At 29.6% G+C, this 20,286-nt stretch carries 22 protein-coding genes and 1 tRNA gene; 10 read left to right on the top strand and 13 right to left on the bottom strand.

The window, feature by feature from the left end:
• Positions 1 to 63: 63 nt before the first annotated feature.
• Positions 64 to 465, top strand: a complete 402-nt coding sequence (gene mscL / locus I6E17_RS07665; RefSeq protein ID WP_235236547.1) for a large-conductance mechanosensitive channel protein MscL — start codon at positions 64 to 66, stop codon at positions 463 to 465.
• 58 nt (positions 466 to 523) lie between these two features.
• Here the strand turns inward: mscL and I6E17_RS07660 are convergent.
• Positions 524 to 600, bottom strand: a tRNA-Arg gene (locus tag I6E17_RS07660).
• A gap of 201 nt (positions 601 to 801) precedes the next feature.
• On the opposite strand from I6E17_RS07660, the gene feoB reads away from it, so the two are divergent.
• Positions 802 to 3,153, top strand: a complete 2,352-nt coding sequence (feoB, locus tag I6E17_RS07655; protein ID WP_235236546.1) for a ferrous iron transport protein B — start codon at positions 802 to 804, stop codon at positions 3,151 to 3,153.
• A gap of 1 nt (position 3,154) precedes the next feature.
• The gene (locus tag I6E17_RS10055; protein ID WP_419180982.1) at positions 3,155 to 3,301 is read left to right on the top strand and encodes a FeoB-associated Cys-rich membrane protein; all 147 of its coding nucleotides are present in this window, start codon (positions 3,155 to 3,157) and stop codon (positions 3,299 to 3,301) included.
• A gap of 94 nt (positions 3,302 to 3,395) precedes the next feature.
• On the opposite strand, the gene I6E17_RS07650 is transcribed toward I6E17_RS10055, so the two are convergent.
• From I6E17_RS07650 to pdxS, 12 genes are all read right to left on the bottom strand, one after another.
• The gene (locus tag I6E17_RS07650; RefSeq protein ID WP_235236544.1) at positions 3,396 to 4,238 is read right to left on the bottom strand and encodes an ABC transporter ATP-binding protein; all 843 of its coding nucleotides are present in this window, start codon (positions 4,236 to 4,238) and stop codon (positions 3,396 to 3,398) included.
• A complete protein-coding gene (locus tag I6E17_RS07645) occupies positions 4,225 to 5,235 on the bottom strand; it encodes a FecCD family ABC transporter permease (RefSeq protein ID WP_235236542.1) in 1,011 nt (336 codons plus the stop codon). The genes I6E17_RS07650 and I6E17_RS07645 overlap by 14 nt, the downstream gene beginning before the upstream one ends.
• Before the next feature lie 50 nt (positions 5,236 to 5,285).
• Positions 5,286 to 6,227 carry an ABC transporter substrate-binding protein gene (locus I6E17_RS07640; protein ID WP_235236540.1) on the bottom strand — a complete coding sequence of 314 codons (942 nt, stop codon included), beginning with the start codon at positions 6,225 to 6,227 and terminating at the stop codon, positions 5,286 to 5,288.
• Positions 6,228 to 6,305: 78 nt separating this feature from the next.
• Positions 6,306 to 7,166 carry an urease accessory protein UreD gene (locus tag I6E17_RS07635; protein ID WP_235236538.1) on the bottom strand — a complete coding sequence of 287 codons (861 nt, stop codon included), beginning with the start codon at positions 7,164 to 7,166 and terminating at the stop codon, positions 6,306 to 6,308.
• Positions 7,167 to 7,778, bottom strand: coding sequence for an urease accessory protein UreG (gene ureG, locus I6E17_RS07630; protein WP_235236536.1), 612 nt, complete (start codon positions 7,776 to 7,778; stop codon positions 7,167 to 7,169). It abuts the gene before it with no gap.
• A gap of 18 nt (positions 7,779 to 7,796) precedes the next feature.
• Positions 7,797 to 8,477, bottom strand: coding sequence for an urease accessory protein UreF (locus tag I6E17_RS07625; RefSeq protein ID WP_235236534.1), 681 nt, complete (start codon positions 8,475 to 8,477; stop codon positions 7,797 to 7,799).
• 1 nt (position 8,478) lies between these two features.
• A complete protein-coding gene (locus I6E17_RS07620) occupies positions 8,479 to 8,922 on the bottom strand; it encodes an urease accessory protein UreE (RefSeq protein ID WP_235236532.1) in 444 nt (147 codons plus the stop codon).
• Positions 8,923 to 8,940: 18 nt separating this feature from the next.
• Positions 8,941 to 10,656: an urease subunit alpha gene (ureC, locus tag I6E17_RS07615; protein WP_235236530.1), complete on the bottom strand. Its 1,716-nt coding sequence runs from the start codon at positions 10,654 to 10,656 to the stop codon at positions 8,941 to 8,943.
• A gap of 8 nt (positions 10,657 to 10,664) precedes the next feature.
• The gene (locus I6E17_RS07610) at positions 10,665 to 10,973 is read right to left on the bottom strand and encodes an urease subunit beta (protein WP_235236528.1); all 309 of its coding nucleotides are present in this window, start codon (positions 10,971 to 10,973) and stop codon (positions 10,665 to 10,667) included.
• Positions 10,974 to 10,981: 8 nt separating this feature from the next.
• Entirely contained in the window at positions 10,982 to 11,284 is a 303-nt protein-coding gene (locus I6E17_RS07605; RefSeq protein WP_235236526.1) for an urease subunit gamma, read from the bottom strand.
• Between the two features lie 578 nt (positions 11,285 to 11,862).
• Entirely contained in the window at positions 11,863 to 12,444 is a 582-nt protein-coding gene (gene pdxT / locus I6E17_RS07600) for a pyridoxal 5'-phosphate synthase glutaminase subunit PdxT (protein WP_235236524.1), read from the bottom strand.
• A gap of 1 nt (position 12,445) precedes the next feature.
• The gene (gene pdxS / locus I6E17_RS07595; protein WP_235236523.1) at positions 12,446 to 13,321 is read right to left on the bottom strand and encodes a pyridoxal 5'-phosphate synthase lyase subunit PdxS; all 876 of its coding nucleotides are present in this window, start codon (positions 13,319 to 13,321) and stop codon (positions 12,446 to 12,448) included.
• Positions 13,322 to 13,693: 372 nt separating this feature from the next.
• Here pdxS and I6E17_RS07590 point away from each other — a divergent pair, with 372 nt between their 5' ends.
• From I6E17_RS07590 to creD, 7 genes are read left to right on the top strand one after another with little or no spacing between them, the layout of a single operon-like run.
• A complete protein-coding gene (locus I6E17_RS07590) occupies positions 13,694 to 13,966 on the top strand; it encodes an Imm17 family immunity protein (protein ID WP_235236521.1) in 273 nt (90 codons plus the stop codon).
• Positions 13,967 to 13,976: 10 nt separating this feature from the next.
• Entirely contained in the window at positions 13,977 to 15,080 is a 1,104-nt protein-coding gene (locus tag I6E17_RS07585) for a hypothetical protein (protein WP_235236519.1), read from the top strand.
• Positions 15,081 to 15,101: 21 nt separating this feature from the next.
• Positions 15,102 to 15,284, top strand: coding sequence for a hypothetical protein (locus I6E17_RS07580; protein WP_235236517.1), 183 nt, complete (start codon positions 15,102 to 15,104; stop codon positions 15,282 to 15,284).
• Between the two features lie 17 nt (positions 15,285 to 15,301).
• Complete coding sequence (locus tag I6E17_RS07575; protein ID WP_235236515.1) at positions 15,302 to 16,501, top strand: DUF1266 domain-containing protein; 1,200 nt, start codon at positions 15,302 to 15,304, stop codon at positions 16,499 to 16,501.
• On the top strand, positions 16,501 to 17,985 hold the full coding sequence (locus tag I6E17_RS07570) for an ankyrin repeat domain-containing protein (RefSeq protein ID WP_235236509.1): 1,485 nt from the start codon (positions 16,501 to 16,503) through the stop codon (positions 17,983 to 17,985). Before I6E17_RS07575 ends, I6E17_RS07570 begins: the two co-directional genes overlap by 1 nt.
• A 4-nt stretch (positions 17,986 to 17,989) precedes the next feature.
• Entirely contained in the window at positions 17,990 to 18,949 is a 960-nt protein-coding gene (locus I6E17_RS07565; RefSeq protein WP_235236508.1) for an ankyrin repeat domain-containing protein, read from the top strand.
• A 31-nt stretch (positions 18,950 to 18,980) separates the two neighbouring features.
• Positions 18,981 to 20,285: a cell envelope integrity protein CreD gene (creD, locus tag I6E17_RS07560; RefSeq protein WP_235236507.1), complete on the top strand. Its 1,305-nt coding sequence runs from the start codon at positions 18,981 to 18,983 to the stop codon at positions 20,283 to 20,285.
• Position 20,286 lies beyond the last annotated feature (1 nt).

The raw sequence follows: 20,286 nt of genomic DNA, 5'->3' as shown, positions 1-20,286 counted from the left end.
TATTCTTATCTATTATAACATAATAATGTAAGATGTGATTTTTTTATAAAAAGGAGGGAATAAATGTCATTTATTAAAGAATTTAAAGATTTTGCAGTTCGTGGTAATGTTATGGATATGGCTGTTGGTGTTATCATAGGTGGAGCATTTGGAAAAATTGTTTCAAGTCTTGTTAATGACATTATAATGCCTTTAATAGGAATATTTACAGGAAGAATTGATATTTCCAGTCTTGCTTTGACTATTCCTGCAAGCAAACCTGATGGCTCACCTGTCATAATAAAATATGGTGTTTTCCTTCAGACAACATTAGATTTTATTATAATAGTTCTATGTATCTTTATCATGATAAAAATAATAAATAAATTAAAGAAAGAAAAAGCAGAAGCTCCTAAAGAACCACCTGCTCCTTCTAAAGAAGAAATTCTTCTTACTGAAATCCGTGACATTTTAAAAAATAAATAATATAAAAATCCTGTTGTAATTAATTTTACAACAGGATTTATTTTTTATATTAAGTTAATGGCGGCCCCATGAGGAATTGAACCCCAAACCCTCTGATCCGAAGTCAGATGCTCTATCCAATTGAGCTATAGAGCCACTCTTTTTTATGATATCATAACAAAATAAAATTTTCAAAAATTTTATTTAAATATTTCTAACTAATTTAGAAAAAATTGCAAGCCTTAATCAATACTTTAAAAATTATGTATAACTTGACAATGATATATAATTGGAATATACTGATTTCTGTACATTAATTTAAAAGAAAAAGTTTATGAGTTTAGGGAGGAAGTCATTATGACATTAAAAGATTTACCCATAGGGAAAATGGCAACAGTCCTTTCTGTTGGAGGAAATGGAGCTCTTCGTCAGCATTTTTTAGACATGGGAATTATTCCAAAAGCTGATATTATTATGATGAAACATGCTCCAATGGGAGATCCTATAGAGATTCGTATAAACAGCTATGAACTTACACTTCGTTTAGCTGATGCTGCAAAAATAGAAATTACAGATATTCGTGAAAAAGAAGAAATAAAAAAAGAAAGCAAACCTGTAAAACCAATATCTCATCCTGGTCTTGGAGAAGGAGGGAAATATCATAAAAAATCTGAAGAAAATCCTCTTTCTGAAGATATTAAACTTACATTTGCTCTTGCAGGAAATCAAAACTGTGGAAAAACAACTCTTTTTAATCAATTAACTGGTTCAAATCAACATGTTGGAAATTTTCCTGGAGTTACTATTGACAGAAAAGATGGAGTTATAAAAGGATATAATAATACTCTTGTCACTGATCTGCCTGGAATATATTCAATGTCTCCTTATTCAAGTGAAGAAGTTGTTACAAGAGCTTTTCTTCTTCATGAAGATCCAAAAGGAATAATAAATATTGTAGATGCCACAAATATAGAAAGAAATCTTTATCTTACAATGCAGCTTATGGAACTTGATGTTCCAATGGTTCTTGCTCTTAATATGATGGATGAAATAAGAGAAAACGGAGGATCTATTCTGGTAAATGAAATGGAAGAAAAGCTAGGAATTCCTGTAATTCCTATTTCCGCTTCTAAAAATGAAGGAATAAATGAATTGATTGACCATGCTGTCCATGTAGCGAAATATCAAGAATGCCCTGAAAGACATGATTTCTGTGATGAAAATAATCATGGTGGTGCTGTTCACAGATGTCTTCATGGAATTATGTATTTAATAGAAGACCATGCTAAAAAAGCTAAAATTCCTGTTCGTTTTGCTGCAAGCAAGTTAGCTGAGGGAGATCATTTGATTCTTGAAAAATTAGATCTTGATGAAAATGAAAAAAGAACCCTTGAGTATATTATAAAACAAATGGAAACAGAAAGAGGATTAGACAGAGCTGCTGCTATAGCAGATATGAGATTTAATTTCATAAAAAAAGTGTGTGATGAAACAGTCATTAAACCAAAAGAAAGTAAAGAACATATAAGAAGCAGAAAAATTGATGAAGTTCTTACTGGCAAATATACAGCTATTCCTGCTTTTATAGGTATAATGGCAATGGTATTCTGGCTTACATTTAATGTTATTGGAGCATGGCTTTCTAATATTTTAGAAATATTTATAGGCTGGGGAACTGAAGCTGTTGCTGATTTTCTTACAAGTGGAAAAGTAAATGAAGTTATAAGTTCATTAATTATTGATGGTATTTTCACAGGTGTCGGAAGTGTATTAAGTTTCCTTCCTGTTATTGTTACTTTATTCTTCTTCTTGTCACTTTTAGAAGACAGTGGTTACATGGCAAGAGTTGCTTTTGTTATGGATAAACTTCTTCGTAAAATAGGACTTTCAGGAAGAAGTATCGTTCCTATGCTTGTTGGATTTGGATGTACTGTACCTGGAATCATGGCAAGCCGTACTCTTCCTTCTGAAAGAGACAGAAAAATGACAATACTTCTTACTCCTTATATGAGCTGTTCTGCTAAACTTCCTATTTATGGATTTTTTACTGCAGCATTCTTTCCAGATAAGGGAGCTTTTGTTATGATATGTCTATATTTTGGTGGAATTATTATGGCTGTTCTTATGGCACTTCTTATGAGAAAAACTCTTTTTGAAGGAGAAGCAGTTCCTTTTGTAATGGAGCTTCCAAATTACCGTATGCCAGGAATGAAAAATGTAGGACATCTTCTTTGGGAAAAAGCTAAAGATTTTTTACAGAGAGCATTTACAGTAATTTTTATCGCAACTATTCTTATTTGGTTCTTACAAACTTTTAATTTAAGCTTTAATGTAGTTGAAGATTCTCAGGACAGTATTCTTGCAGCTGTAGCAGGAGTTATCGCTCCAATATTTAAACCTTTAGGATTTGGAGATTGGAGAATATCCACAGCTTTAATAAGTGGATTCATGGCAAAAGAAAGTGTTGTTTCAACTTTATCAGTTCTATTTGGAACAACAAAAAATCTTCTTAATGTTCTTACACCAGTTTCTGCAATGTCACTTTTAGTGTTCTGTCTGCTTTACACTCCTTGTGTAGCAGCTGTGGCAGCTGTAAAAAAAGAACTTGGAGGAAAATGGGCTTTCGTCGTTGCTTTTGGACAATGTGTAATTGCTTGGTTTGCTGCTTTTGGAATTAAAATTATAGGAACACTTTTAGGAGAAATATAGTATGAACTTCTTAAGTTTTATTATTTTAATAATTATATTATTCTGTATATGTATAGCCTTAAGAAAAATATATATAGATAAAAAAAATGGAAAAGGTTGTTGTGGTGGATGTAAAAATTGTAGCAAAAACTGCAGTTATAAAAAATAATACAAAACTTAATAATAAGGCTGTTGCAAATTGTAAAATTTTTATTGCAACAGTCTTATTTTTTGTTTATATAAATTTTATTATAATTAAAGAATTATTTTTCTATAATATGTGTATGAACTCCTGTAAAATGATCTTCATGAAAATGGTCACTTCCTATTCCATTAACATGGTAATGACTTGTAGTGTATGATATTTGAATTTTATCATTTATTGGATTTTTTCCAATAGAACATTCTATATTAAAAATATTTTTTAAATTCTCTTTGTTTAATACTTTTTCTGGTATCCCCTCTTCTATAAGTTTTCCATCTTTTAATATATAAATATAATCACAAAATATAGCAGCAACATTAAGATCATGCAATGCAGCAATTACACTTTTATCTAAATGTTTTATAAGATGCAAGAGTTGAAGTTGATAACCAATATCCAAATGATTAGTAGGTTCATCAAGTATTAATATAGGAGCATCTTGTGCCAAAGCTCTGGCAATTAAAACTCTCTGCTTTTCTCCACCTGACAAATCTTTAAAATTTCTGCCTATATAATCTTCCATTCCTGTTTTTTTCAACATATTAAATGCAATATCTCTATCTTTTTTAGAGTAGTTTTCAAATATACTTTTATAAGGATATCTTCCCATTTCCACTATATCTTCAATGCTAAAATCAAAATTTTCTCTGTCCTCCTGAGATAAAACAGCAATTTTTTTGGCTCTTTCTTTTCCATTCATCTTTTTTATATTCTTGTTATCAATAAAAATATTTCCACTATTTGGAGTTAATACTCCATAAATATTTTTTAAAAGAGTAGATTTCCCAGCACCATTAGGGCCAATTATTCCTATGAATTTTTTTTCAGGAAATTTTATAGATATGTCATTCAAAATAATTTTATCTTTTGTTTTATAAAAAAGATTTTTAACTTCTACCATTTTTACCTCCTAAAGAAAAACTTTTTATTCCTATCATAAAAAGGAAAAAAGGCCCACCAATAATAGAAGTTATTATTCCAATCGGAACATCTCTTGGAGGAAAAATCGTACGGGCTATTGTGTCACAAAGAATTAAAAATATTGCTCCTACTAAAATTGAAAGAATCAGTAACTTTTTATGTGAACTTCCACAAAAGTATCTGCATATATGAGGAACTATAAGTCCTATAAATCCTATTGATCCTGTTAGAGATACTAAAATTGAAATTAAAATAGTAGATGAAAGTATAATAATAGTTTTTATTTTTCCAATATCCATTCCAATCATTTTTGCAGTATTATCGCCTAGAAGTAAAATATCAAGTGATTTAGATAAAAGAAGAGAAAGTATAAAAACAACTACTAATGCTAGAAATGGAATTAATAATTCTCCCCATTTAGCTCTTCCTAAGCTTCCCATACTCCAAAAAACAGCAGATCTTACTTGATTAGAATTCTTGGCTGAATAGACCAAAATATTAGTTATAGATGAAAAAATAGTTGAAACAGCCAGCCCAGTCAGTATAAGTCTTACTGTTGATATATTCTTCCCATTTTCTGTTCCTATTATAAAAACAATAATTCCACAAGAAAGAGCACCAACAAAAGCTCCTCCTGTTATTCCTAACATTCCTATACTTGTTCCCCCAAAAATAATAACTGCCACTGCTCCAGCTGAAGCCCCAGAAGATATTCCTAAAATATATGGATCTGCTATTGGATTTTTAGTTATACATTGCATTAAAACTCCTGAAATTGCAAGCCCTCCCCCTGTTATTGCAGAAAGCAGAACCCTTGGAACTCTTATTTCCCAAATAATAGCTTCTATATTTTTTTTCCATGAAACCAAAAATATTTCTTTATGTAAAAGTTTATTACTCAGAAATTGATAAACAGATTTTACAGAAATATAACTGCTTCCAAAAGAAATACCTATCAAAATACTAAGTGCTAACATTCCCAAAAGAATTAAAAAAATTATTTTATATCTTCTTTCTCTCATCTTCATTACTTTTCATTTCCATAAAACATATTGTATAATTTACCTACTGCTTTTGAGTTTCTTATTCCTGGAGCTAAATCAATAAGTCCAATTTTATAAATTCTATTATTTTTTATAGCATCTATATCTTTTAAAGCTGGATTATTTTTTAAAAACTTAATTTTTTCATCTCCTGTAATTCCTGAATAATATTCTGTTACAACTATTATTTCAGGATTTCTTTGAACAATATCTTCAAAGGAAACTGCAGCATAATCCTGACCTAAATCTTTATAAATATTTTCTCCTCCAGCAAGTTCAATAAGATTATTAGGAAGCCCAGATCCTCCAACAAAAGCCTCCCCTTCTCCTGAATCATAGATTAATACTCTAGGTCTATTTTTTATATCTTTTGTTTTTTCACTTATATTTTTAACTTCATTTTTCATTTTAATTACAATTTCTTTAGCTCTTTCAGGAACTTCAAATATTTTTCCAAGTAGCATAAAATCATTATACACACTTTCAATAGTTGCATCTGGTGCTAATCCACTAGATACAAAAGGAACTATTCCTCTCGCTTCTAACTCTTCTAAAGATCCTGTAGCTTCTTCTGTTATTGATTGCTCCCATCCAGATACAAAATCTGCTTCAGTTGCTATAAATGATTCTTTTGATATTGAATGCCCTTCTCCCATTTCTAATTCTGGTATTTTTTCATAAGCCTCTTTATATTCTGGTAAAATTTCTTCATTTAAAAGAGCTGTTCCTGTCATCTTATCTTCCAAGCCAAGAGCTAAAAGAGTTTCAGTCATAAATTGTGCCAGTGTTACTGCCTTTTCAGGTGATTTAGTAACAATTATTTCTTTTTTATAAACTCCATCATCAAATATATATTTAATTGGTTCATAAGCAAAAGCAGAAGAATATAATATCAAACCTCCTGCTATTATTTTTTTTAAATTCATAATTCTCCTTATTAATATTAAAGAGAGCTGCAATAAATCAATTAAACTTTGATTCATTCAGCTCTTTTTATATAAAAATTAATATTTTCTTAAATCTAATTCTTCCTGTTCAAAAAATTCTTTTCTTAAATAAGTATGAACTTTATTTATAACCCTTTGAATATCCTGAGTAAGATTTCCAAGGACTCTGATTATAAAGCCATTTTTTTCAAGAAGAGAAATTCCAAATTTTACATCTAAATTCAAATCTTTAGTTTCTTCTCTTAACTTTTTAATCAGCTCTTTATTTACTCTTTTATCTATGACTAACATAGTTCCAAAATTTTTATATCCTTCAAGAATACCAAAACTTTGGACTTCATATTCACTAGGAGTTATTTTTAAATTATCTAAATAAATAAGTTCTTCTTCAAGATAAAGATTCGTTCTTATTCTTGCACTTTTATATTGAAAAAGTTTACCATCTGGAGACCATCCAGAAGTAATTCCATCAGAATAAATCAAAGTGCTTCCATCTTCTAGATAAATATCTGTGCTCTGCTCATAAACAGCATCTTTATAAAGTATCACACTATCATTTATAAACTCAAGCTTACTGTCTTTTTCAAGATACAAATTAGTATACTGTTTTGAAGGAATGCCATTTTCACTTTTATATATTTTGCTTGAAGCCTGTGTTGTTAAAATAGCTTCACTTCCTTTTTCTAGTTTTATATTATTTTCATAATATTCTCCCTCAATATATCCTCCACCTAATTGAATAAGATAATAGCATGGTATAGTATCATCATCAAGATATATAGCTGGAGAAATTTTTGCAGCTCCTACTGTATAACTTTTCTTTGCTCCTGTTCTCCTTGGAGTTTTTTGTAATACAAGCTCTGTATACCCAGCAAGATTATTTTTCCTTAAATCATCTATTGTGATTTTTTCTCTCATCTATTTAAGCCCCTCTAAAAGACAATTAGATTTAATCCAGTCAATAACTTTATTTACACCCTCATCTGTTTTTAGATTTGTAAATATAAAGTCTTTTTCTTTTCTGAAAACTTTTGTGTCCTCTCTCATTACATCAAGATTTGCTCCAACATATGGTGCTAAATCTATTTTATTTATGATGAACATATCACTCTTAATCATTCCTTGTCCTGCTTTTCTAGGAATTTTTTCTCCTTGAGCCACATCAATTATATAGATTGAAAAATCTACTAAATCAGGACTGAAAGTAGCAGCTAAATTATCTCCTCCACTTTCAAGAAAAATTATATCTAAATCATCAAATCTACTTTTTAATTCGTCTATCGCTGCAAAGTTCATAGAAGCATCTTCTCTTATAGCAGTATGAGGACAACCTCCTGTCTCTACACCAATTATTCTATCTTCAGGTAAAACAGAATTCTTTACCATAAACATAGCATCTTCTTTTGTATATATATCATTAGTTATAACAGCAATTTTATAATCTGCTGCCATTATTCTTGTAACTCTTTCTATAAGAAGAGTCTTTCCAGAACCTACTGGTCCACCTACACCAATTATTACTGGTTCCATTTATCCCTCCTTTTAATTTTATGACATAAATAATCTGAATATTAATTCTTCGTGGTTTATTTGTGATATTTCTAATCCTGGAACTGTTAATCCAAAATCTTCATCTTTTAAACTCATTATTTCAGCCAACAGTTTTTGAAAAATAGGAAAAAATTTCTGCATTAAAATAAGCCCATCTTTCTGTCCTAAAGGTATAGCTCTTACACCATTTTGAATTAAAGTTGAAATTGTGCTGTACATATAATATAAAATAGTATCTTCTAAAGATATTTCTAAATAATTCAAAAGTATTGCTGTAGCAATAGCAGGATGACCAAAAGATATCTTTTTTCTTATTCTCTCCTCATATTCTTTTAGAAGAGGAACATCATAAAGTTCAAGATAAGTTTTTATCATTCTCTGTCCAACTAATTTAGCTCCATCTCTGCTTTCTTTTGAAGTGTTCTGTACAGTTAATTTTCTATCTAATTTCCAAATTTCATCTCTTTTATTCTCTTTTAATTTTTCAAAAACTATTCTTATGGCAAAACCATCATTATATATAAACTGATATCTAAGATATGAAAGCAACCAAATCTTTAAAGTTTTTGTGTCTTTTATATCTCCATCTCTTAAATATGTTTCCATACCAAAAGAATGATTAAAAGAACCTACAGGAAAGTTAGAATCACAAATCTGCATAACATTCAGAATTTTCATATTAATGGCTGTGGTCAACATGTCTAAATGCCTGCTTTAATTTCATATTTTTTCTTTCAAAGTTAACTTTTAAATCTTGTAAAAATTTTTCTATCAGATAATCGTATTGTATAATTATTTTTCCATCTTCAATTTGAATAGGAAGATGTTTATTTCCAAGATTATGAGCTATCTCTCCCATTTCATTTATATCTCTAGGTGTAATAACTATTACATCATCTTCTTTAACAGAAATAACTATTATATTATGCCCGTCATTAAATAAAATGTCTCCATCTTTCATTTCGCTTCCTTTTGGAAGAGAGATTCCATATTCATGTCCATGATCAGAAGTTACTCTTAAAACTCTTTTTAAAAGTTCATCACTTTCTAAATAAACTCTTTCAATATGACAATGTATATCTTTCATATCTTTTATATTTCCAAGAATTTTATCTAATATCATTTTATTATCCTCCTAAAATTAGAATAAGAAATATTTCTGAGCCATTGGTAACTCTTTTAATGGTTCACAAGTTATAAGCTCTCCATCTACTCTTACATCATATGTTTGAGGATCTACTGTTATATCTGGAGTTGCATTATTTAGTTTCATATCTTTTTTAGTAAGAGCTCTGTGCCCTCTAACTGGTAAAACTATTTTATTTAATCCTAATTTTTCTTTAATTTTATCTTCATAAGCATAAGTTGAAACAAAAGTTATTGATGTGCTTCCTATTGCTTTTCCATATCCACCAAACTGATTTCTCATTATCATTGGTTCAGGTGTAGGAATTGTTGCATTAGCATCTCCCACTACTGCCTGAGCTACCATTCCACATTTTACTACCATTTTTGGTTTTACTCCAAAGAAAGCAGGTTCCCATATAACTAAATCAGCATATTTTCCTACTTCAACAGAACCTACATATTCAGATATACCGTGAGCAAGAGCAGGATTAATTGTATATTTAGCAATATATCTCTTAGCTCTGTTATTATCACAATATTCCTCGTCTCCTTCTAGGATACCTCTTTGAAGTTTCATTTTATGAGCAGTCTGCCAAGTTCTCATCACAACTTCTCCAATTCTTCCCATAGCAAGAGCATCTGAACTCATAATACTTAAAGCCCCCATATCTTGAAGAATATCTTCTGCTGCTATTGTCTGTTCTCTTATTCTTGAGTCAGCAAAAGCTAAATCTTCAGGCACTTTAGGATCTAAGTGATGACAAACCATAAGCATATCTAAGTGCTCAGCAATTGTATTTACTGTAAATGGCTTAGTAGGGTTAGTTGATGCTGGCAGTACATTGTTAAATGATGCCATTCTTACAATATCAGGTGCATGTCCTCCACCTGCTCCTTCTGTATGGAAAGTATGAATTACCCTATCTTTTATAGCATCAATAGTATCTTCAACAAATCCAAATTCATTAAGTGTATCAGAGTGAAGTGCAACTTGAACATCATATTTATCTGCACATTTTAAAGCATTATCAATAGCTGATCTTGTTGCTCCCCAGTCTTCGTGAACTTTTAATCCTATTGCTCCAGCTTCTATTTGTTCTTCATTAGGCCCTTCTACAGCTCCACTTCCCTTTCCAAAAAAACCAAAGTTAATAGGAAATCCTTCTGCTGATTCAAGCATTCTGTGAATATGCCAAGCTCCAGGAGTTGAAGTAACAGCTTTTGTTCCTTCTGCTGGTCCTGTTCCTCCTCCTATAAGAGTAGTAAGTCCTCCACTTAAAGCAGTTTCTACTATTTCAGGAGTTATATAGTGAACATGGGTGTCAATTCCACCTGCTGTAACTATTGTCCCTTCTCCAGCTATAACTTCTGTACTTGCAGATACGATAAAGTCTACATTATCCATCATATCTGGATTTCCACCTTTACCAATAAATTTTATTTTCCCATCTTTTATACCAATGTCAGCTTTATATACTCCTGTGTAGTCAAGAATAACTGCATTTGTAATTATTGTATCAACAACTTTCTCATTATCTCTCATTTCAACAGGATTAAGTCCCATTCCTGCTCTTAGAGATTTTCCACCACCAAATTTACATTCTTCACCATAAGTAGTGTAATCTTTTTCTATTCTAATAAAAAGCTCCGTATCAGCAAGTCTTATACTATCTCCAGTAGTTGGACCATACATAGAAGCATATTGTTTTCTTCCTATTTCAAAGCTCATTTTTCCTCCTAGTCTAAAGCTCCGTTTACTTTATCATTTAATCCATATACTTTTCTGTTTCCTGCTATATCTATAAGTCTTATCTCTTTTTCATCTCCTGGCTCAAATCTTACTGCAGTTCCAGCTGCTATATCCAATCTTTTACCATATGCTTTTGCTCTGTCAAATTCAAGAATCGGATTTACTTCATAAAAATGAAAATGAGATCCTATTTGTATAGCTCTGTCTCCTCTGTTTATAACTCTTAATGTAATAGCTTCTTTTCCAGCATTACACACTATTTTCTCTTTTCTTAAAATATATTCTCCTGGTTTCATTATGCCTCCTATTCAATTGGATCTTTAACACTTACAAGTTTTGTCCCATCTGGGAAAGTTGCTTCAACTTGTACTGTTTCAATCATTTCTGGAACTCCTTCCATTACATCATCTCTAGTAAGAATAGTTCTTCCAAAACTCATTAATTCTTCAACACTTTTTCCTTCTCTAGCACCTTCCATTAGTTCATCTGTAATAAGTGCAATTGCTTCTGGATAATTAAGTTTTAAACCTTTATTTTTTCTTCTTCTAGCTACTTCAGCTGCTACAACTATAAGAAGTTTTTCTTTTTCTCTAAGAGTTAGTTTCAATTTTTTCCCTCCATTTTTTTAATTTTCTCCATTATATATTATATTATAATTTTTTTTCCTTGTATATATTTTTTTACCACTTATAAAAGTCTTAAATATTATTAAATATACATCTTTCTTCTAAAAAATTATTATATTTTCAAATAATTTCATTTAATTTATTATAAAAAAGGACAGTCAATAAAGACTATCCTTTTCCTCTGTAGTGTATATTAATCATTTTGAAATATCTAATTTATTATGTCCCTAAAATATTTTTTGAAATGATATGATACCCATAAAGGGCACACATATATTATTGACAAATTAAAAATATATGAAAGTTGTTAATATATATCTAATAAAATTAAATTCACTCCTGAACAAAAGATATTCCTTGTCTTGAAGTTTAGAGAACTTAAAATTTCCTTTTCTAACAATTTTTTTGATAAGTTCTTTTGGTAATAAAGACATAAAAAAACCTCCCTTGATATTAATTAAATTATACCTATAATTCATTAATAATCAAGAGAGATTTTCATTTACACAAAATTTATTATACTACTTTATCTTCTCTCTTCCTATTTCTTATAAATTATTTACACTTTTGGTAAAAAAGTTTTTACCATTTTTAAAAAATATTTATGAACTGATAAATCTTTCGTTAGTTCTGGATGAAATGAAATTGCAAGCATATTTTTTTCTTTTACAGCAACTATTTTATCATCAACTTTTGCTAAAATTTCTACTCCTTCCCCTACCTTTTCAACATAGGGAGCTCGTATAAATGTCATCTCTACTTTTTCATCAATTCCTTTAAAATTTTCATGTGTTTTAAAACTTCCAAGCTGACGCCCATAGGCATTTCTTTTTACTGAAATATTCATTGTAGATAAATGTTTTGTCTCATCATTTACAAGTTCTTTTGCGAGCAATATCATTCCTGAACAAGTCCCAAAAACAGGAAATCCTCTTTCTACTTTCTCTTTTAAGATATTTAAAATATCAAAATCTCTTAAGAGTTTTCCCATAGCTGTACTTTCTCCTCCAGGAAGAATTATCCCATCTATATTTTCTAAATCTTGTTTTGTTTTTACATAAATATTTTCTACTCCCAAAGTATCTAATATATTTTTATGTTCTAAGAAAGCACCTTGTAAAGCAAGTATTCCTATTCTCATATTAATACCCTCTATCAGCCATTTTTTCTTCTTCTTTTAAGCTATATACATTAATTCCTACCATAGCTTCTCCTAAATCTTCTGAAACTTCTGCAAGAATTTTTGGATTATTATAATTAGTTACAGCTTTAACTATTGCTGCTGCTCTTTTAGCAGGATCACCTGATTTAAATATCCCTGAACCAACAAATACTCCATCACACCCTAACTGCATCATTAATGCTGCATCTGCAGGTGTTGCTACTCCTCCTGCAGCAAAATTTACAACAGGAAGTTTTTTATTTTCATGTACATATTTTAATAATTCATAAGGAACACCTAACTCTTTTGCACAATTATATAATTCAGATTTATCAACTCCTGCTATTCTTCTTATCTCTTCATTCATTCTTCTCATATGTTTTACAGCTTCAATTATATCTCCTGTTCCAGGTTCTCCTTTTGTTCTTATCATACTTGCACCTTCTTGGATTCTTCTAAGGGCTTCTCCAAGATTTTTAGCTCCACATACAAAAGGAACTTGAAATTTTGTTTTATCAATATGGAATCTATCATCTGCAGGTGTTAATACTTCACTTTCATCTATATAATCTACTTCTAATGATTCTAATATCTGAGCTTCTACAAAATGTCCTATCCTTACTTTTGCCATCACTGGAATTGATACAGATTTTTGAATTTCTTTTATCATCTTAGGATCTGACATTCTTGCAACTCCACCAGCTTTTCTGATATCTGCAGGTACTCTTTCCAAAGCCATTACTGCACAAGCACCAGCTTTTTCTGCAATTAAAGCTTCCTCTGGAGTAGTTACATCCATAATAACTCCACCTTTTAACATTTGTGCTAAATTTTTATTTAATTCGTATCTAGACATTTTCTTCTCCTTTGTTATATGTGATAGTTGATAATTTAGATGCTTTTTAATCAGTACTGATGTGTTTTTATCTTAATCCTATTATTACAAAATTACAAAAAATATTCAATGTTTCCAAAAGAAATTGTATTAGTACACATTAAAAATTCAACTATACTTTTAAAATATTAAAAACTTATTTTTTAATTAGAAAAAATATTGTTAAAAGAATTTTTTTATAGTATACTTATACTAAGTTAAATAGATTACAAAGCTTTATACCCTAACAACAAAGAGGTGATGCTTATGACAAAAATGTTTTTTGAAAAAGTCAAAAAACATTTTTGTCATGAGCATTTTTTATTTAAAAATTTCAAAGAAAGGAGAAGAGCTATGAATAATCCAATTAGTGATTTATATATAAAGTTTATGGAAAAGATAGATCCTTATTTAAGAAGATACCCATATCTTGTAGGATTAATAGGAGGAGGACTGCTTTTCTTTGGAGCTATTTTTAAATGGAACTGGATTTGTAATCCTACAGGATCAAAAAGATTTATGAGAACTGTCTATGAAATCTTTGGAGAAGGGGGATTTAGATTTTTTACAGGATTATTTGGAGCAATTATTATAATTTTTTCTTTATCTTTATGGCTGAAAAAATAAGGAGGTCAGTATGAGTTTAAAATATAAATGCCCAGAATGTGGAACACCTTTAGGATTTGAAGGTTTATGTTGGAAGTGCAGAGCAAAGAAACATAGAGAAGAAGTTGATAATTGGACTGATAAAGAGATAAAAGAAAAAATAAATCAAGTGATAGAAAAATTAAAAGTTTCAACAGAAGATAATTTTTATAAAACTGATGAATATGAAATTTTTCAAGATTTAATGACAAAGGGGATATATGTAGAAGAATTTTCTAAAACAGCTTGTGAAAGAGAGATTTTCTATCCAAGTGAGTTATACTATAAAGCAAGTGATGAGGTAAGGGATAGATTAATAGAAAAAATTATGAATGTAAAGTCTGCCAATGAAGGTGGTTTGCTTTTACAATGTCTTGCAATGATAGGAGATAGAAAATCACAAAACACTTTATATGAGCTTAAAATAAATCCTAGACCTTGGAGAAAAAAACTTTATGTAGATTCAGACATTTATGCTGAAGAGGGTGGTTGGACTTTTGACAGTGATAATAATTATATAAAACTTAATTATGATAAGTGTTTCTCTTTTGAAAAGGGAGAGAAAAAAGATGAAAATGGAACTTTTATCGCCAGAAAAAGAGGGGAAAAATGTCCACACTGTGGTGGAGAGATAATAGATATTCTTGTGATAGACGGAAGAGATGAAAGATTTTCATTTTTAGGATTAGATGGCATTATCACTGCAAGCTGTTGTCCTAACTGTGTAACTTTAAGTGAGGGAATTTCAAATAAATTTAATCTTGATGGAACTAATGAGATTTTAGAATATGACGGAGAAGAAGAAAATTATTTTAGAGAAGATATAATAGATGAAATGGTAAATAATAAATTTGTTGTTTCTGACAAAGAAAAACCATTATTTTATGGTACATTTACAGATGATGTAAGTACAATAGGCGGATTTGCCAACTGGGTGCAGGACGGAGAATACAGAGAGTGTCCAGAGTGTGGAAAGAAAATGAAGTATCTTGCTCAAATTCATTGGGACACTATAATGGATAGTGCAGAGGGAACTTTGTATATAGAAATATGTCCTGATTGTAATATAATTACTATGTTTCACCAGCAGACTTAATACTAAGGAAATAGTGATAATATGAAAAATTTTGATATAGTGGCTCTTATATGTGGAGCAATAGTTATTTATATGATAATCGGCTGTACAATTTTTATTTTTAAACAGCTAAAATATAATTTAAAATTTACAACGATTATTTTTATATCAGTAGTAATAGGCTTAGGACTTATCTGCCTTTATAACTATTTTAAAAATTTTTAATTTAGGAGGTAAAAATTATGTCTAATGAAGTAAAAAAAGCTCAAGAGGAAATGGAAAAATTAATGAAACAGCATATGAAAGATATTTACGGAGAAAATTTTGAAAATATGGGAGATTTAATGAAACAGGCTCTTGAAAATTCTATGGCTGATTTAGAAAATAACATAGATATAGAAGCAATTCAAAATGCAGTTCCCGGAGTAGATACAGCTGCAATAATGAAAAAAATGCAGGAAGCCAAAGAGGAAGCTGTTAAAAATGGAACTAATGCAATAGAAGCCCAAGCTGCAGAAGTAACAAATGCCATGAATGAAATGTTTTCATCTGGAAATACAAATCTTCAGGATATTATATCCGAGCAGATGAAACAATTTCAAGCTATGACAGGAATAGAAGATTTTACAAAATTAACACCGGAAGATATGCAGAACTATTATGAAAACCAGATGAATATGTGGAATGGGTTAGAAGAAGATGTTTCTTTGGAGGATGTAGGAACTTTAATCCAAAATATGTATGATTCATTACCTGAAGGAAATAAAATAAAAGTAAAAAATGGTGACGAATATATAGAAAAATTTGAAATTATGCTTTCAGGAATTTTATCTTACATTAACGGGCATGATAATGATACTTTAGATGTGGAAGAACACAATGAATTTTTCCATGATAGAATAAATTATATTCTTACTGAATTTTGGGGAATAGAAAATAAAGATGATGTCTATAATACTATAGCATGGTTATTAAATGAAGGGCATACAGATGAATATTTAGGTTATGCAAATGCAGATACTGTTGATGAACTTATAAATGAAGATATGGACGAAGAAGAAATTGAAATTGTAAAAAATGGATTTGAGTTTACAAAATATTTCAAAGACAAGCTTCCAGAAAATATTATGCTTGGCTGGGATTATGGAAGAGCTGCCGCAATAGTTCGCTGGTCATATTTTATGAATTATATAAGTGAAGAGGAAGCTTGGGAAATACTAGATAAAATAGCAGGTGTTATGATTGGTACCTTCAATTCTTGGAAAGAATTTGGAATATCGTATATTGTAGGAGGATTGTTCTGGACTTACAGAAAAGACCCGTCTGAAACATACAGCCGTTATTACGAAACAGTAGAAGCCTTGGAAGGTCTTTTAACTGAAACAGGTGAGGAAGAAGATGGAGAGTGGTTAAGAAATCCTTGGATTGAAGAGGTGCTATAATGGAAATTGATGTATATTCTCTGCAGGAACTTTATAGAAAAAACTTATCTTTTGAAGAAAGAAAAAAGGAGTATGAAAAATATCAGCCAGATGATGAAGATTCTTATGGAAATACAGTTTTTCATATTACTGCAAAATTTGCTGACAGTGAAATTTTTGAATATTTTTTCATGACAGCAAAACTTCAAGGAAAGACAAAAATTTTTAAAACTAACAAATATGGACAGACACCGTTTTTTATGCTGAATGATATAAAAAATCCTGAAGAAAAATATAAAGATATAAAAAAGATAATAAAAATTCTTACAGAAAATAGCGGAAATATAAATAAAAGAGATGAATCAGGAGAGATATTTTATCATAAATGTGCCGATTATCAAAAATACACAATTTTTGAAATAATGAATGAGCTGGGAATAAAATATGATAAACCAATTTTATCAAATGGCTGGAATGTTTTGCATATTGCCTGTGCTTCACTGCATAGAATAGATTACTATTTAAAAAATGAGGAAGAATATAAAAAACAAGAAGAGCCATATTTAAGAACTATAAAAGCAATTTTAAATTCCGGTATAGATATTGATACAAAAACAGCAATAGAAAAACTTGCTTATGATTTAGCTTTTGAAACAAGAAATAAAAGAGCCTGCTCATTATTAAAAAATGCAGATGAAGATGACAAGACTTTTGGAATTGGTCTGCATGAAGCCTGCTGGTTTGGATATGAGGATATAGTAAAAGAATATATATTAAGAAAAAGTGATTTAAATGAAATTTATGAGGGAAATATGGGAGAGCTTAAAAAACTCTCCCCTCTTGCCATAGCTTCAAAACATCTGCACAAAGATATTGTAAAAATTCTTATAGAAAATGGTGCTGATGTTTGTGAAAGAGATGGTGAAAACGGACTAAACAGTTTTTATTACTTTGCTAAGACTATGATAAATACAGGAATAAATATTAAAGGTAAAAAGACAAAAGAAAATTTTCAAGAGATAACTAAATATTATCTGAAAGATAAAAATTTTTTAAACAGTTATGTTGATGATGAATACAATACACCAGTTAATTTATTATGCAGTATTTCAAATAGATTTAATTGGATTGAAGAAGAAAAAGCAGAGTTTATTATTTTTGAAAAATTAATAGACAGCGGAGCTGATGTAAATATAGGAGATAAAAACGGAAATACCCCTCTTCATAAATTATTTAAAAACGGCGGGGATAAAATAGCAGATATGACAGAGCTTTTAATGGAGAATGGAGCTGATCCTAACAGTAAAAATATAGACGGAGAAACACCTCTTATGTTACTTTCTAATATTTGGAGAGAGGAAGAGGGAATAGAAGCTTTGGAAATTTTAGAAAATTATAATGTAGACACTTCTATTACAAATAACAAAGGAGAAACTGCTTTAGATACAGCTTTAAAAATGAAAAAAGAAAAATTAGCACAGTATCTTATAAATATAGGAGGTTAGATTTATGGGAGCAAATTCATTTATAACAGCCTGCAAAAACAGACAGAAATCTATTATAAAAGTATTTCTGAACTCAAAAAAAATAGATATAAATGAAAGAGATGATATGGGAAGAACAGGTCTTTTTTACAGCTGTGGGGAGGGAGACAGAGAAATTGTAAAACTTTTAATAGAAGCTGGAGCTGATGTTAATTTAGGAGACAATAACAGTATAACCCCTCTTCATCAAGGAGCTGTGAAAGGAAATAAAGATATTTTAGAATTGTTGGTAAAAAACGGTGGAGATATAAATGCTCTTGACTTTAAAGGAAGAACTCCAATTATATATGCTATTATGCAGAATAAAAGTGAAGCTGCTTTTAAATGTATAGAACTTGGAGCTGATACAACTTTAAAAGATAATGAAGGACATCTTCCAATAGATTATGCAACTACAAATGGATTAAAAGAACTTGTAAATTTTTTGTCAGCAGGGGAAAAAGATAATTTTGGAAATACACCTTTACATCAAGCTTGTTATAATAATCAAAGTGAAGTGGTAAAAGCTCTCTTAAAATCTTCTTCCTCTGAAATAAATAATATTAATGACAGTGGAGAAACTCCTCTTATTTTAGCAGTAAAAAATGAAAATCAATATATTGCAGAGTTATTAATTGAAAATAAAGCTGATGTTAACCTAGCTGCAAATAATGGTGAATCTCCTCTTCATTTTAGTGCTAAAAAAAATAATCAAAATATCTGTAAAATTTTATTGGAAAATGGTGGAAATCCAAATTCCAGAAATAAAAATGGAGAAACTCCTCTTATAACAGCAGTTTTATGGGGAAAGAAAGATAATGTTTTAGAACTTATAAATCATGGTGCTGATACTAAAATAACAGATAATAATGGAAAATCTCCTGAATATTATGCTAGTGAAAAAGGATATACAGAAATTCTTGAAATGCTTATAATGTCTGAATAGATTTTAACGAAAATTTCAGAAGGTGATAATTATGATTAGTTTAAAAGATAATAATTCACTTGTAAAAAAGATTGGGTTTCTTTTTGTTTTAGCAGTTCTTCTCCAAATACCAATGTTTTTTATTCACAGAATAATAGATGACAGAGGTTATTCATATAATAATATGGTAGAAGAAATTGGAAATGAGTGGGGAAGAAAACAAACTATTGGAGGAGTATTTTTAATAATACCATACAGTGATAAAAAAATAGAATATAATGATTCTGGGAAAAAAATAGAAAGTTCAGTTGTAAAAGATTATATTATTTTGCCAGATAAATTAAATGTAAAAGTTAATTTAAAAGATGAAGTAAGAGAAAGAGGGATTTATAAAACAACTGTATATAATGGAGATATTATTTTAGAGGGAGAATTTCCTAAATTAATAAATGTATTGCCTAATAATAATATATATCCATACAATATAGGAATTGGAATAGGAATAACAGATACTAAATCTTTAATGAAAGTTGAAGAAATGAAAGTAGAGGGAAAAGATATAAAATTAGAATCTGGAACAGGTATTAAACAATATCCGTTAAATACAGGAGTATCTGGAAGAATATATGAAAATTTATTACAAAAAGATAAAATATATTTTTCTATTAAATTTAGTTTAAGAGGAAATGGTGGCATTGAAGTTCTGCCATTTGGTAGAGAAAATCATTTTGAAGTAGAATCAACTTGGAAAGCTCCAAAATTTTATGGAATTTTGCCAAGCACAAAAGTAATTGATGAAAATGGATTTAAGGCAGAATGGGAAGTATCTTCTTTTGTAAGAAATTATAAACAGGATTTTGTTGATGGATATTACTCAGATATTACAGAGGGAAAAATCGGAGTAGATTTATATGAGGGGGTAACTCATTACAGACAAGTTATGAGAGCTGTAAAATATAGTATGCTGTTTATAATGTTAAGTCTTTTTGTAGTATATATTTTTGAAGTAACAAGCAAAAGATTTACTCACTATGTCCAATATGGAGTGGTTGGATTTTCTCTTACAATGTTTTATTTAGTTCTGCTTTCAATGTCTGAATATTTTAGTTTTAATTTAGCTTATATAATTGCTACCCTGATGGTAGTAATTCCAAATTCATTATATATAAAAGCTGTAACTAAAAATAGTAAATATGGAGTTGGAATGTTAGTATTTTTATCAGGAATATATGCAGTGCTTTATTCTATTTTAAAGATGGAGCAATATGCTCTTATAACAGGAACTCTTTTACTTATGACAGTTCTTTATGTAATGATGTATATTACAAGAAACATTGAAACTTCTGAGGAAATATAAA

Source organism: Fusobacterium perfoetens (assembly GCF_021531595.1).
Lineage (GTDB): Bacteria > Fusobacteriota > Fusobacteriia > Fusobacteriales > Fusobacteriaceae > Fusobacterium_B.
This window is presented reverse-complemented; position numbering and strand designations above follow the sequence as displayed.